The organism is Pseudomonas sp. MYb541, from assembly GCF_037479595.1.
GTDB lineage: Bacteria > Pseudomonadota > Gammaproteobacteria > Pseudomonadales > Pseudomonadaceae > Aquipseudomonas > Aquipseudomonas canadensis.
In genome coordinates, this window is sequence record NZ_JBBGYS010000005.1 from 67,392 (window position 1) to 82,507 (window position 15,116).

Sequence of the window (15,116 nt, forward strand, 5' to 3'; positions counted from 1 at the left end):
GACAGCTCCTGGAAAAAAGGGTGGTTGCGCGGGCATCAGATAACGCCTTCTTCAACGGTGTGCGGGGTGGGTAGGCGTTCGAGGGTCTGCGCCACTTCCAGCAGGCTGGCGGCACCGAACAACTGGCCCATGGGCAGTTCCACGCCCAGACGGCTGCGTAGCATTTCGAGAAAACGCGTGGCCAGCAGGCTGTCGCCGCCCAGGCGGAAAAAGTTGTCGTGGCGCGAGACGCTCGGCACCTTGAGCAAGTGCTGCCAGAGCTCGGCGATCACCTGTTCGCCGGCGCTCAGTGGTTGCTCATCCATCGCGTCCCGTGGCTGGGCAGCGGCGCTCAAGGGGGCGAGCAGCGCACGGCGGTCGACCTTGCCATTGCTGCTCAACGGCAGGCGTTCCAGCACCAGGATCTGTTCCGGGCGCATGTAGGCCGGCAGGCACTGCTCCAGATGCTGTGCGAGCACCTCGGCGCAGGTGCTGGCCGTAACGGCGGCCATCAGTCGGTGGTCGGCGACCAGCGCCACGGCGCTGTTCACACAGGGGTGACGCGCCAGGGCGGCTTCGATTTCGCCCAGTTCGATGCGATGGCCACGGACCTTCACCTGGCTGTCGGCGCGCCCGAGAAACTCCAACAGGCCATCGGGGTGGTAGCGGCCGAGGTCACCGGTGCGGTACCAGCCATCGACAAAGCGCTCGGCATTCAGCTGCGGCGCGTGGCGATAACCACGCGCGACGCCGGCACCGCCGATCCACAGTTCCCCCGTGACCCAGTCCGGGCAGTCACGGCCCAGGGCATCGACTACCCGGTAGGCCTGGTTGGCCAGCGGCACGCCGTAGGGAATCGAACGCCAGCCCGGCATTGCCTGGCGTACTTCAAAGTGATTCGACCAGATCGCTGCTTCGGTCGCGCCGCCGAGGGCGATAAAGCGGCAACCGTGGGCCTGCTCTTGCAGGCGTTGCGGCAGATCAAGGCCTATCCAGTCGCCGGACAGCAGAGCGACCCTCAGGTCCAGGGGCTGGCGGTCTTGAGCGTTGGCTTCCAGCAGCATGTCGAGCAGCGCCGGCACGCTGTTCCACAGGGTCACGCGGTGCTGTTGCAATGCCTTGAGCCAGGCGCGGGCATCGCGGCGCTGGTCTTCGTCGATCAGCACCACTGCGGCGCCCACCGAGAGCAGGCCGAACAGGTCATACACCGACAAGTCGAAGTCCAGCGCCGACAGGGCCAAGCCCCGGTCGGTGGCTTGGACGCCATAACAGCGGTTGATCTCGGCCACGGTATTCATCGCCGCGCGGTGGGTGATTTCCACGCCCTTGGGCTGGCCAGTGGAGCCGGAGGTGTAGATCACATAGGCCAGTTCACCTGCCGCGAGAGGCCGTGGCGCCGCCAGCGGTTCGGCCTTCAACGCGGTGGTGGGCTTGAGGTGTTTGACGCCGGGCAGTTGCGGGTCGTGCTCGGCGAGCATCAGGGTCACGCCGGCCTGTTGCAGGATGCGCTGGCAGCGCTGCAATGGCTGATCGACACCCACCGGCAGATAGGCGGCGCCGGCCGCCAGAATACCCAGCACACAGGCCACCTGCTGCGGCCCTTTGGCCAGGGATACGGCCACCAGGTCGCCGGGTGCGGCACCTGCGTCCATCAGACTGTGGGCGATACGCAGCGCGCGGTCGGCCAGTTCGCCGTACTTCAGCGTGCCGTGTTCACCCCATAATAAGGCGGGGCGCTGCGGAGCATGGCGCGCCTGTTCAAAGAAACCTTGATGCAGCGTCGGGTCGCCCGGCACGCAGTCGACCGGGGCGTTGAGTTGGGCACGCCGTTGCGCTTGGGCCTGGGGCAGCAGGTCGGGTGGCGCGCTGTCCCAGGCGTGCTCGGCCAACCAGTTGAGGCTCTGCAGGTAAGCGTCGAACATCGCTTCAACCAGACCTTCGGGAAACAGGCCGACCACACGGTCCCAGTTAAGGGCAATACCACCGTTGGCTTCGACGACCTGGTGGTCGAGCCACACTTGCGGGGTTTGTGTCAGGCCGAACACTTGGTGGGCAAACGGTCCGTCCACCGGTGCCGCCGTGCCATCCGGGACGCCCAGGGCGCTGGTGAACACCACCGGCATGCTCACCTGTTGCTCGCCATTGCCCCGGGCCAGCTGGCGCAGCAGGCTGACGGAACCCACGCAGCGATGCTCCAACGCCTCGCCCAGGGATTCTTGCGTACGCCGTGCACGGTCAACCCAACGCTCACCCGCCACGGGCACATACCCGAGCAGGGTCAGCGATGTGAAGTCGCCCATTACCTGGTCGATCTGAGGGTGCACGGGGCGGCGATCGAACAGTGTGAGGTTGAGGCTCAGGTCCGGGCGTGCACTCCAGCGGCCGAGGGTTTCGGCAAAAGCGCAGAGCAGTACCGCCGAGGCGGTGAGCCCCTGTTGCTGGGCCTTGGACAGGATCGCTTGCCAGGCGCTGGCATCGATCTGCCCTTGCAGGCGTTCAAAGCGTGGTCGGCCCAGGCTGGCGGGATCGGCGGCCAGTGGCAACTGCGGATGCGGCGGCAATTCGGGCAGGCGTTCCTGCCAGAAGCGCTGCGCGGCGTGCAACTCTTCAGATGCAGCGGCGCACTGCAATTGGTAATCGCGAAACGACAGATCCAGCGGGGCCAGCGCAATGTCGGGCTCGCGGTACAACGCATCGAGTTCGGTGTAGAAGCGCAGGATGCTCAGGGCGTCGAGGATCAAATTGTCCAGGCTGATCGCCAGGCGTGTGTGCCGGCCGTGGGTCACCGTTTGCACATCGAACAGCGGCCATTGGTGAGGGGCGAACACGCGATGGGCACAGTGTTCACGCAGCTCTTCCAGGCTGGCGTGGCCCTGGCCGATCACGAAGGCCGGCACTTGTTGCAGGATGCGCGCCTGGCCACTGTGATCGAACACAGCGCGCAGCATTTCGTGGCGTTCGATCAAGCGCTGCAAGGCGTGTTGCAGGCGCGGCAGGTCAAGGTCCTCGACGTCGTATTCACGGTAGAAGTGGCAACTCACGCCCCCTAATACCAGGCTGGGGTCGCGGCCCAGCCAATAGGCCTGCTGCACCTCAGTCATAGGGAAGGGCGCGTGGCGTTGCGCCAGGTCTGCAACAACGGTGTGTGCGGGTTCGGCCTGTGCCTGTTGATGCAGGTCGACACAAAATTGCGCCAGCACCGGCTTGGCAAACACCTGGGCGATGCGTGCACCGCCCAGCCCTTGTTCGGCGAGCAGGCGCACCAGGCGGGTGGCGCTAAGAGAGTCGCCACCCAGGGCAAAGAAGCTGTGTTCGCGGCACACCTCACCACAGCCAAGCAACTGCTGCCAGGCGCGGGCCACCTGTTGTTCGATAACGCCGCAGGGCGCCGTCAGGTTGGCCTGCTGCACCGGGCTATGCTGGACGAGCCACGCGTGCAAGGCCTTGCGGTCGACCTTGCCGTTGCCGGTCAAGGGCAACTGCGCGCAGCCGAGGATCAGCGAGGGAATCATATACGCCGGCAGGCGCTCGGCCAGGCCCGGCAGGTCGATCTGCACAGGCTGCACGGCGCCGTGCGCCAGACGGACCACCGCCGCCAATTGCTGGCCGGTCAGCAACACGACCGCGTGCTCCACGCCTGGGCAGGCCAGCAGCGCCTGTTCGACTTCGCCGGCCTCGATGCGGTAGCCATGCAGCTTGAGCTGAAAGTCGCTACGCCCGAGGAACTCCACAGTGCCGTCGGGGTGGTAGCGCGCCCGGTCGCCTGTGCGGTACCAGCGCAGGCCTTGATAGTCGACAAAACGTTCGGCGCTGCGCACGCGGTCGCCGCGATAACCCTGGGCCACCCCGGCGCCGCCGATCCACAGCTCCCCGGCCACCCAGTCCGGGCAGTCATGGCCCTGGTGGTCGACGATGCGCAGGCTGACGTTGTCCAGCGGTTTGCCGTAAGGCAGGCAGTGCCAAGGCAATGGCTGGCCGGGTAGGGCTTCGAACAGCGTCGAGTGGATCGCCGCTTCGGTGGCGCCGCCCAAGGCCATGAAGCGACAGCCCGGCGCCTGGGCCCACAACCGTGGCGCCAGGTCCGGGGCGACTTTGTCACCGCCGAGCAACACCGCACGCAGCGGCAGGCGCGCGTCGGCCGGGGCGCAACCGAGCAACATGTCCAGCAACGCCGGCACGCAGTTGAGCACGCTGGCGCGGTGCTGCAAGGCCAGTTCACGCCAGCGCTCGGCATCGCGCTGCGCTTCGGGCTCGATGCCAATCACCGCCGCGCCGTTGGACAGCGCAGCAAACAGGTCGAACACCGACAGGTCGAACTCCAGCGCAGAGAGCGCGAGAATGCGGTCATCGGCGGTCAGCTGGAGGCGCCGTTGCAGGTCTTCCACGGTGTTGGCGGCGGCCAGGTGGCTGATTTCTACGCCCTTGGGTTCGCCAGTGGAACCGGAGGTATAGAGGATGTAGGCCAGGTCGCTGACCGCACCGGGCCGGGGCGCGTCCAGCGCGGGGCCCGCAGGTGGCAGGGCCTTGAGCAGCAACCGCGCACCTGAGCTTTCGCAGATTTTCTGGCAACGCGCGTCGGGCTGGTCGATGCCGATCGGCAGGTACGTGGCGCTGCAGGCGAGGATGCCCAGTACCGCGATGACTTGCTCGGGCCCCTTGGGCAGTTGCAGCGCCACGACATCGCCGCGCTGGATGCCTTGGTCTTCCAGGTACGCTGCAACTTGCAGGGCCCGCTCGGCCAGCTCGCCATAGCCGATGACGGGAGGGTTGCCCTGCAGCAGCGCGGGCAAGGTGGGCGTCAGGCGTGCCTGGGCAAAAAATGCCTCGTGCAGGCGCTTGGCGGGCAGGGCAGCAGGCTGGCCTTGCACGGTTTGGCGCAGGGCCAGTTGCTCGGCGGGGATCAGCGCAGGCGGTGCCTGATGCCAGGCGTCCGGGTCAAAACACAGGCGTTGCAGCAGGTCGGTATAGGCCTTGAACACGCCATCGAGCACACCGTCGGCGAACAGCCCTTCACGCGCATCGAGGTTGATCAGGATGCCGCCGTCCAGCTCGGTGACTTGCGCATCGAGCCACACCTGCGGGCCCTGGGAAATGATCCACGCCGGCTGGCCGAAACTGGCCTGCACGCCCTCGGCGAACAGCTCACCCAGGCCCAGTGCGCTGGTGTATACAACGGGAGCCAGGACTTGTTCACCGCGTTGGCGGGACAGTTCACGCAACACCTCCAGGCCGGAAAACGCGCTGTGTGCGACATCGCTGTGGAAGCGGCGTTGCAGGGTGGTGGCGCGTGCGGCAAACGTGCCGGCGACCCGGCCGTCCCAGGCCAGCAGGATCGACGAAGTGAAATCCCCGACCAGGCGATCGACGTCGGCATGCAGCGGCGTGCGGTTGAATAGCGGTAGGTTGAGCAGCAACTCGGGTGTATCGCACCACGCGCCAAGGGCTTCACTGAACACCGCCGCCAACGCCATGGCCGGCGTGAGCCCGTGCTCCCGCGCCTGGCGTTCGAATGCCTGGCGTTCTGACGGCGGCAGCCAATGGTGACGGCGGCAGACCTGGCGGTCATCGCCCTGGGCCTTGATCGGCAGGCTCGGCGCACCGGGCAACTGATCGAGGCGCTGCAACCAGTAGTCGCGCGCCTGTTGGTGACGATCCCGCTGCTCGGCGCTGGCCTGTTCCTGGCGCAGGTCAGCCAGGTAGCGGGCAAAGGTGTAGTCCAGCGCGGGCAGGGGATGTTGGCGGTACAACAGCACCAGGTCGCCGAGCAGGGTGCGCAGGCTCAAGGCATCGGCGGCGAGCATGTCGAGGTTCAGGTGCAGGCGGGTGCCGTCGGGCAACAACGACAGCTGGATATCCAGCACCTGGCCTTGTTCCACGGCCAACTTGCGATGGGACAGCTCGGCGCGCAAGGCAGCCAGCCGTTGTTGCACCTGTTCGGCGCCGGCCTGGCGCAGGTCATGCACCGTGAGCCCCGGCCACGGGCTGTGCGCGAGGACCTGCTGGCGGCCGTCATCGAGAAACTGCGCCCGTAACATCGGGTGCCGCGCGAGCAGGGCACGCACGGCGGCTTCCAACCGTATCGGGTCAACGTCGTGGCCATCGAACTCGTTATAGAAGTGTGCTGCCACGCCACCCAGCGCTTGGCCAGGGGCGCGACCGATCCAGTAAGCGTGCTGCATCGGCGCCAGTTCGAACGGCAGCCCGTCATCGGTAGCGGTGCTGACCGGCGCGGGGGCCGTGGGGGCGGTGTCAAGCAGGGCTAGCCAGGTACATAGGCGTGGGTCCGCCACCAAGTCGGCGAAACGCGCGGCCAGGCCCTGGCGCCGCCATTGGCCGGCAAGACGGATCAGGGTGACGGAGTCCAGGCCCCATTCGATCAGGTTGGCCTCCAGGGGCACCTGGTCGGCGGGCAGTCCAAGTGCGTCGGACAGGGATTGGCGCAGCAGTGTTGCGGTTGAGGTGCTGGGAGTGGCCATGGCTCAACGTCTTCTCATCGCTAGGGCCCGGGCCGGGGTTGGCCCAGGCGCTGGGGGCAGGCAAATGCATGGGGGAGATGCTAGTCATTCTCATTTTGGCGACTACCCGGATCGAATCGTTTTTGCCCCGTATCCGTTTGCCCAGTGCCGATTGCACGGGCGCAGTTGCGGGACATGACGCCGATACGCCGCGCGATGCGGTTGGAAAATGACTTGAATCGGGTAGAGCCCGGCCCACGGCCTTGACTACCGTCGCTCGCCGCCCTCTTGCAGGGCCTCTTCATGGAGTTGCGGATGTCTGTCGATTCGGGTTTACAAGTGCGCGGCCTGCGCAAGCGCTACAAGAATGGCGTCGAAGCGCTGCGCGGCGTGGACCTGAGTGTTGGCCCCGGAATGTATGGCTTGCTCGGTCCCAACGGCGCCGGCAAGAGCAGCCTGATGCGCACCCTGGCGAGCCTGCAGCTGCCGGACGCCGGCAGCATTCACCTGGACGGCGTGGACGTTCTGCGCGGCCCCGACCATCTGCGTCGCCGCCTGGGTTACCTGCCGCAGCAACTGGGCGCGTACCCCGGCGTGAGTGCGCGGGATTTGCTCGACCGGTTCGCCTGGCTCAAGGGCCGTACCGACAACCGCCAGCGCCGCGAGGAAATCGAGGCCCTGCTGGATAAGGTCAACTTGCAGCAGGCGGCCCACCGTGCGTTGGCGACCTATTCGGGCGGCATGTTGCGCAGGTTCGGTATCGCCATGGCGCTGGTGGGTTCGCCGCGCTTAGTGATCGTCGATGAGCCCACGGCGGGCCTCGACCCGGCCGAACGCAACCGTTTTCATCGAGTGCTGGCGGATGTCGCCGCCGAATCCATCGTGCTGCTCTCGACCCATATCGTCGAAGACGTCGAGAACCTGTGCAGCCGCCTGGCGGTGTTGGCCGGCGGGCAGATTATTGTCGAAGGTCGCCCGGCCGACTTGCTCGCTGCCGAACAGGGCCGCTTGTGGGAAGCGCCGTTCAGCCGTGGTGAATCGTTGCCCGAAGCATTGCATGTGGCCGCCAGCCCACAAGGCAGTCGCGTGATCGTGCACGGCGAGCGTCCGGCAGACCCGCGTTTCAGCCCCCACGCGCCGCGTCTGGAGGATATCTATTACCTGGCGCTGGCCCAGGCCGGCGAGGCGGTGGACGCATGAATACCGTCGCCTTGCTGTTGCGTGAAGCCTGGGTGGAAGTCCGTGCCGGGCTGCGCAGTGGCATTCCCTTGTTGGTGTTTCTCGGCCTCACCGGCTACCTGCTGATGTCTCTGACGAATGCCGACTACGTGCAGAAAATGGGCGCCAGCGACATCGCCCGCAATGCACCCAGCCTGATTTACCTGATGTCGTGCGGTTGCATGTTCTTCCTGTTTTTTGCCTGGGCCTGGGTGTTTGCGCAGCCGGCCCTGCGCGACCGCAAGGCGCAGTTGGAAGAGGTGCTGCTGGCCTTGCCGCTGTCGCTGCCGGCGCTGCTGTGGGGGCGTTTTATCGGCGCGGCGCTGGTGGGTGGGTTGCTCGCCAGTGCGTTGATTATCGGCTTCCTGGTCAGCCCGGTATTGGGCTGGCTCGGCTGGGTACCAGCGGCCAGTATCGGTGCGCCGGTCTGGTCGGCGTTGGCCTTTGCCTGGGTCGCCTTGCTGTTGCCGGTGAGCACTGGAATCGGTGCGTTGTATTACCTGCTGGCGTTGCGCAGCCGTGGCCTGGCTGCGCCCTTTGCCCTGGCGACGGTATTGATGCTGCTGTGGATGTTTGCAGTGGTCGTACTCAAGGGCGGGCATATCAACCCGCTGTTGGCGGCCAGCCTGGACCCGTCGCTATTTACCTTTGCCCAGGCCCAGGTCGAAACCTGGAGCACCGCGCAGAAGTCGCAGTCGCTGTTGGCGCTGACGCCGGGGTTCTGGCTCAACCGCGCGTTGTGGTGTGTGTTGCCGCTGCTGGTGCTGGCCGTGGTGTTGGCGCGCACCACGCGCCAGGGCCTGATGGGCAGGCGCAGCGGTGCGGTGCTGACGGAACCGCCGATGCTGCGCAGCCGTGACGTGCAATTGCCGGGTCCTTTGACGGCCAGTCGTTGGACGCACGCCTTGTGGCATGAAGCGCGCTGGCAGGTACGCCAGTTGTTTGCACGGCGGATCTGGTGGGTGGCGCTCGGCTTGCTGCTGGTGATGGGCGTGCTCAGTGGTTTTGTCCACGGCGTGTGGCATGCGCGCGGGCCGATGGTGCCACGGGCGGATCTGACCCTGCCGCTGTTGTCGAGCGCGTTGTTCCTGGTGATCGCCTTTATTATCGCGGCGCTGGTGGGCTTGGTGTGTCGGCGTGATGACGTCGAAGGCCTCGGGGCGATGTTGCAGGCGACCCCCGCACCGACCTGGCTGCGATTGTTCGGCCGTACGGCCTGTGTGTTGTTGGCGACCCTGACCTTGGCGCTGGTGCCAGGCATTGCCAGCCTGCTGATCAGCGCCATCGCTGTGCCCGACAGCCTGGCGCCGGGCTTTGTACTGGTCTACCAAGCGCTGGTGTTCGCGCCGCCGCTGCTGGAACTGGCCGCGCTGACGGTGCTGGTGCACGCGTTGATACGGCGCTCGGGGCTCGCGTACGCCACGTCGATGCTGCTGACGTTTTTCCTGGTGCTCAACCACGAATTGGGGCTGGTCAGCTACCCCGCCTATGCGATGGGGATACCGGCGCATGTGGCGTTGTCGCAACTCGCCGGCTGGGCGCCCTGGTTACCGTATCTCGGCACCCTGGCAGGCTGGAAACTCGCAGGTTGCGCGGTGATGGTCGGCGTGGCCGCACTGGTATTGCCTCGCGGTCCCGAGCGCCGCCGTTTCGCTGACGTGCGCCAGCCGTTGCCGCTCGCCGTGTTGGCCCTGGGCGCCTTGGGTCTGCTGGGCAGTGGCGTGGCTTTGCACCATCATCTGGTGGAGCAGGGCGACTACCAATCGGTGGCCGAGGAGCGTGTTGAACGCGCCGCCTGGGAACAGCGCTGGCTGCCCGGCGCAACGGCCTGGCAGGTGGCGGGCGGGCGCGTGCAACTGCGCGTGGATTCCGCTGCGCGTCAGGTTGAGGGTCAGTGGACGCTGGACGCCGTGGTGGCCAGCCAATTGGACGCCGAGTTGCCGCCAGGTTTGCAGGTGACGGCGGTGAGCGTGATGGGGCAACCGGTCACGTTCGAACAGGCCACCGAACACCTGCGCGTTCCCCTGGCACCTTGTGCGACGAACGCCTGCACTGTGGAGTTGAACTGGACGGTCAGCGCCAACGGCTGGCCGTCGGAAGGCGAAGCGTTCTGGTTGGGGCCGCACGGTGTGTGGCTGCAAGCGCGCCGCGTTATGCCGCGCCTGGGGCTGGACAGCGAGCGGCTGCTGCGTGCGCCGGTGCAACGCAGCGAGGTCGGTTTGGCAGCCGACGTACCCACCTTGGCGGCAGGTTCCGCCGTCGCCGTGGAGGCCATCGCGCCGGCGGGCGACTGGCAATGGCACGTTGAGATTGATGGACAGGACTTCAACGGTCACAGCGCGGCGCCCTTGGATTTTGCCTACAGCTTGCAGGCTAAGGCGGATGCCAGCCGCCAGCAAACGGCTGTTGAAGTGCGCGAAGACCTGGACCTGATGAGCACCTGTGTGGCGCGACGCCTGGGCAGTCGCCCGGTGGTGGAGGGCGTGAGCCAGTGGCCGACCGGCATGGGCGACAGCCGCTTGAGCCACGGTCAGCTGTTGCTCGCCCAATCGCCGGATTGGGACGTGGCCGCGACCGGCGTCGGGCGTTCGGCACGCCGTGCGCATATTGCCGAACTGCTTGCCCGCCGGGTGTTGATTGACGCCAGCGACCTGCGGCAGGTGCCGGGTTACCTGTGGTTGAGCCAGGGCGTGGCGGGCGCGATCGGCTTGCTGTGTGTGGCGGATGTAGACGGTCCTGAGGCGCGCGCGGCACTGGTGAAACTCATGGCCGATGACCTGACCCGCGCGCTGGGCAATGACGGCGAACCCGTCGGCACCCTGGCTGATGCCCGCGAGCATGGCTGGGCCGCCACTTATGCAGCCCTGGCGAGTCTGGCATGGACCGCTGAACAAAGCCCCGAACAACTGACGGCAATGACCGCCGCCATCCGAAACGGCCAGGGATGGCCGGCTGCGATCCAGCCCTTGTTGGGCGCGCCTGATCCTGACGCGATTGCCGCTGCGCTTGAGCGCTGGGGCCCTGCGCAATGAATTTGAACCATCCCTGCCTTTTGGAGCGTTGTCATGTCATCTGCACTGTTAATCCAACCGCTGCGCCGCCCCCTCGGCTGGCGGGCCAACGTCTTGACCCAGGCCATGGCGCTGGGCTTGTCCAGCCAGATGTGCACGGCCTATGCCGCTGACTATCAGCCGCAGGCCCCTGCGGAGGCCATCGAACTGGCACCGCTGACGGTCAGCGCGCGCTTGAGCCAGGAGAGTGCCAAGGACATTCCCTTTGGTCTCTCGGTGATCGATGGGCAAACCCTCGAGACTCGGCGCCTGCGCACCCTGGAAGACGCGCTGCGCACCACGCCGGGGGTGGATGTGAACTCCTGGGGCGGCGCCAATGACGCCAATGTGCGTATCCGTGGTGTCGGGTCACTGAACCAGATGAGCATGGATGACGGTTCGGTGGTGTTGAATGTGGACGGCGTGCCAATGTCAGTGCGCAATGCGGCGCTGGCGACGCTCGACGTGCAGCAGGTGGAGGTGCTCAAGGGCCCGCAGGGCACATTGCTGGGGCGCAACAGCGAGGCGGGCGCGATCAACGTCACCACCCGCAAACCGACGCGCGTGCTGGAGGGGTATGTGCGTGGCGAAGTGGGCAACCAAGGCCAGTTCATGACGGAAGGCGCCGTGGGCGGGCCGTTGACCGACTCGCTGGCCGGGCGTATCGCGGTGCGTCGCAGCGGCTTTGATAACTGGGTCGATGACCAACAGGACGGCGACCCGCTGACCAAACCCCGGGACCTCGCTCTGCGCGGCAGCCTGCTGTGGGACAACGACCAGGGCACCACCGGCCTTTTGACCGCCGAGCGCCAGCGCGCCGAGCACTATGCGGGCCTGGAACTGCTGCGTCCGTTTGGCAATCGCCCGAGCCTGGACTACACGCCAGGTACCTTTGATGGCAACCAGAAGACCAACGAGCGTTACTCCTTCGAACTCAATCACGACCTGGCGCAGTCGCGCATCACCTCGATCAGCGCCTATACCAGCACCGACTTCAATGCCGTCAAAGGCTACGATCGCAACATCACGCGGGCGTTGTACGGTTCCCCGTTCGAATACCTGATCGAAGACTCGGCCCATGAGCGCGTGTGGAGTCAGGACCTGCGTCTGGGATCACTGGCGGATGCCGATGTGTTTTGGGTGACGGGGCTCAACCTGTCGCGCTCCGAACGCAGTTTCGATTCCAACAACTTCACCAATGGCGCGCAACAGTTGCGCGACTTCAGCACCAACAGCTACGCGGCCTATGGTGAGGTGACGTACCCGATTGCCGAAGACTGGAAACTCACCACCGGCCTGCGCCACACCTGGGACCGCAAGACCTATGGTGCCGATTATTCCAGTGGCGGCGCGCAGGTCAGCGACAGCCGGCGTTTGCAGGACAACTACAGCACCGGACGCGTGGCGCTGAGCTACGCGCTGACGCCGCAGACTAATGTGTATGCGGTGCTGTCACGGGGCTATAAGTCGGCGGGGTTCAACGACTACGCCACGTCGATCAAGGACAGCGAGCCCTACAAGGCCGCCAAGGTGAATTCCGCCGAACTGGGCTTCAAACATGAAAGTGCCGGGGGCGACCTGAGCCTGGAAGGGGCGTTGTTCATCACGCGCGTGCAGGACGACCACCTGCTGGGCTACGACTTCAACACCCTGGCGGTCAGCGCAGTGAATGCCGACACCCGCAGCAAGGGCGCTGAGCTGTCGACCACCTGGCACGTCACCGATGAACTGACCTTGGGCAGTGCCGTGAGCTACACCAATGCGGTGGTGACATCGGATGCGCCGGGTGTGTCCGGCGGTGACGTGGCGGCGGGCAGTCGCGTGCCGGATGTGCCGCTGTGGAGCGGCAACTTCAGCGTCGCCTGGCAAAAGAACCTGGGGGCCTTGCTCGGGTTGCCGGCGCCACGCCTGAACACCTTGCTCAATTACCGCGTACAGAAAAACCGTCCGGCCGACCCGCAGAACCACTACGACCTCAAGGGCTACGCCAAGCTGGACCTGCACCTGGGCCTGGAGAGTGGCGGCTCAGAGATCTACCTGTGGGGCGACAACCTGCTGGATGCACGCTACGACCTGTACGGTTCGTACTCCACCGACCAGGTGCTGACCGGCATGCCGGGACGCGGGCGTTCGGCAGGCGTGGGGTATAGCTACCAGTTCTGAGCCCCAGTTGTGGCCATCGCCGGCGGGCTGGCTCCTACAGGTTGCCATTGGTGTAGGAGCCGGCTTGCCGGCGACGGGGGCGGGTCAGAACTGATAGGTGTAGCCTACGCCCAAGGTACGGCGGCGTGCCGGTGCACCGTAGGCCACCGGGTCACTGTAGAAACCGTAGGTGTCGTAAGTCTGGTTCAGCAGGTTGTCGGCGAAGGCATAGACTTCGCCGTATTTGCTGTCGAGGCCCGCGCGCAGGTCGAGTTTCTCGTAGTTGTCCAGGTTGAAGTGGTTTTGCGGGTCGGCTGCGCGCTCGCCCACCAAGTGATAGTTCAGGCTGGTGTTGAGGGTGGTTTCACCGAGGCTGGCGAAGGTGCCCAGTGGGTGTTTCCAGCTGGCGTTGAAGTTACCGCTCCAGCGCGGAACATCCGGGGTGCGGTTGCCGGCAGCGACGTCACCGGCCTGGATGCCTTGCACGCCGCTGGTGATCTTGGCATCGAGGTAGGTGGCGCTGGCGGCCAGTGTCAGGCCGTAATCGAAGCGCCAACTGCCTTCCAATTCGGCACCACGGGTGCGGGTGTCGGCGTTGAAGGCATTGGTGGCGAAGGTTGCTGCGTCATAGCCGAGCAGGTGATCGTCGTGTACCCGGGTGAAGAACAGCGCACCGTTGAGGCTGCCGCGACGGTCTTCGGTTTCACTCTTGAAGCCCAGTTCCGCGGCTTTGCTGACAGCGGCCTTGTAGGGTTCGCTGTCGGTGACCTGCGAGGCATAGTCATTGAAACCACCGGATTTATAGCCCCGCGCGAGTTGCACGTAGACGTTGGTTTGCGGCGTGAGGGCGTAGCTCAGGGCGACGCGGCCGGTGCCATAGTCGTCGGTCAGCTTGCGGGAGTCTTGCACCGCACTGCTGCCAGAGAAGTACTGACCGTCGTAGGTCTTGCGGTCCCAGGAGTGGCGATAGCCGGTGGTGAGTTTAAGGCGCTCGGTGAGGGGGAAGGTGACTTCGCCGTAGCCGGCGTAGGTAGTGGTGGTGAAGTCACGGTATTTGGCGCCGGAGGTGCCGTAGGTGTTGCGTGGCGTGTCGTAGCTGCGCTCGTTGCGGCTGGCGGCGAGGCCTGCCACCCAGAACACGTCGGAGTCGGGCAGCGAGCTCAGGTGCAGGTCCTGGCTCCAGCTGCGCTCGAAGGATTTGTCCACCACCCAGAATTCGCTAGGGGTTCCGTACAGGGCGCCCATGAGTTTGCTGTCGTAGGCGATCAGGCCTTCGAAGTCGGCGGTGGACGTGGCGGTGGTGGAGGTCAGGCGGCTGTTGGCGAAGTCGTGATCGACCTTGAGCGTATAGCGCTCGGTGGTCTTGTAGTTGTCGTCGAACAGGCCTGGCGTCAGGTCAAGGCTGGGGTCGCTGCCGTAGGGGCGGAACACCAGCGAGTTGGTGGCGCGCTCGGTTTTCTGGCGTTCGGCGCTGACCAACACATGGGTGTCATCGTTAAGGTCCCAGAGCAGGCTGCCTCGGTAGGCTTCGTTACGCGGCTTGGTGATGGGGTGATTAGTCTGGTCGTTGTCGATCCAGCTGTCATAGCCGGCACGACGCACAGCCAGGCGACCGCTGAGGCTGTCGCTGATCGGCCCGCCGATGGCGCCTTCGGAGAGGAACTGGCCTTCCTGGCCGACTTCGCCACGCACATAACCCTCAAGTTCGCGGGTAGGTTGGCGCGTGGTGATATTCACCGCGCCCGCCTGGCCAATCGCACCGGACAACGTGCCCTGAGGCCCCTTGAGCACTTCAATGCGCTCGACGTCGAGGGTGCCGAAACCGAGGCTGCGCGACGACACTGGAACGCCATCGATATTGAACGCCACTGAGCTGTCATCCATCGACATCTGGTACAGCGAGCCGACGCCACGGATCAGCACATTGAAGTCATTCGGGCCTCCGGAGGAGTTGACGCTCACGCCGGACGTGTTGCGCAGCGCGCTTTCCAGCGTGTCGAGGCGCTGGGTGCGCAGTTGCTCGCCGCTGATCACGCTGAGGCTGATCGGCACTTCCTTCGGGTCTTCCTGCTCCATGCGCGCAGTCACCGTCGAGGCCGGCAGTTGCACGGGCTCGGCGGCGGCGGCGAGCGCCGAATTGGCCAGTGTGAAACTCATGGCTATTGTTATAGTATTACATTTATAGCAAGATTGGCGGGTAGCCGTCGTGTTGCATCGTGCAGACATGATGGGACCTTGACTGAGGATTCTGATCGGCGCGCGTTGCGAGGTG

At 65.6% G+C, this 15,116-nt stretch carries 5 protein-coding genes; 3 read left to right on the plus strand and 2 right to left on the minus strand.

The annotated features are described in order from the left end of the window. Positions 1 to 35: 35 nt before the first annotated feature. Positions 36 to 6,455 carry an amino acid adenylation domain-containing protein gene (locus WH299_RS04570; protein WP_339549702.1) on the minus strand — a complete coding sequence of 2,140 codons (6,420 nt, stop codon included), beginning with the start codon at positions 6,453 to 6,455 and terminating at the stop codon, positions 36 to 38. A 294-nt stretch (positions 6,456 to 6,749) separates the two neighbouring features. Between WH299_RS04570 and WH299_RS04575 the strand changes: the two genes are divergently transcribed. From WH299_RS04575 to WH299_RS04585, 3 genes are read left to right on the plus strand one after another with little or no spacing between them, the layout of a single operon-like run. Then, positions 6,750 to 7,634 carry an ATP-binding cassette domain-containing protein gene (locus WH299_RS04575; protein ID WP_122726919.1) on the plus strand — a complete coding sequence of 295 codons (885 nt, stop codon included), beginning with the start codon at positions 6,750 to 6,752 and terminating at the stop codon, positions 7,632 to 7,634. Continuing rightward, positions 7,631 to 10,684 (plus strand): hypothetical protein, encoded by a 3,054-nt coding sequence (locus WH299_RS04580; protein WP_339549704.1) that lies wholly within the window; start codon positions 7,631 to 7,633, stop codon positions 10,682 to 10,684. The genes WH299_RS04575 and WH299_RS04580 overlap by 4 nt, the downstream gene beginning before the upstream one ends. Positions 10,685 to 10,717: 33 nt before the next feature. Next, positions 10,718 to 12,865 (plus strand): TonB-dependent receptor, encoded by a 2,148-nt coding sequence (locus WH299_RS04585; RefSeq protein WP_339549705.1) that lies wholly within the window; start codon positions 10,718 to 10,720, stop codon positions 12,863 to 12,865. Positions 12,866 to 12,949: 84 nt separating this feature from the next. Here the strand turns inward: WH299_RS04585 and WH299_RS04590 are convergent, their stop codons facing one another. Beyond that, complete coding sequence (locus WH299_RS04590) at positions 12,950 to 15,001, minus strand: TonB-dependent receptor (RefSeq protein ID WP_339549706.1); 2,052 nt, start codon at positions 14,999 to 15,001, stop codon at positions 12,950 to 12,952. Positions 15,002 to 15,116 lie beyond the last annotated feature (115 nt).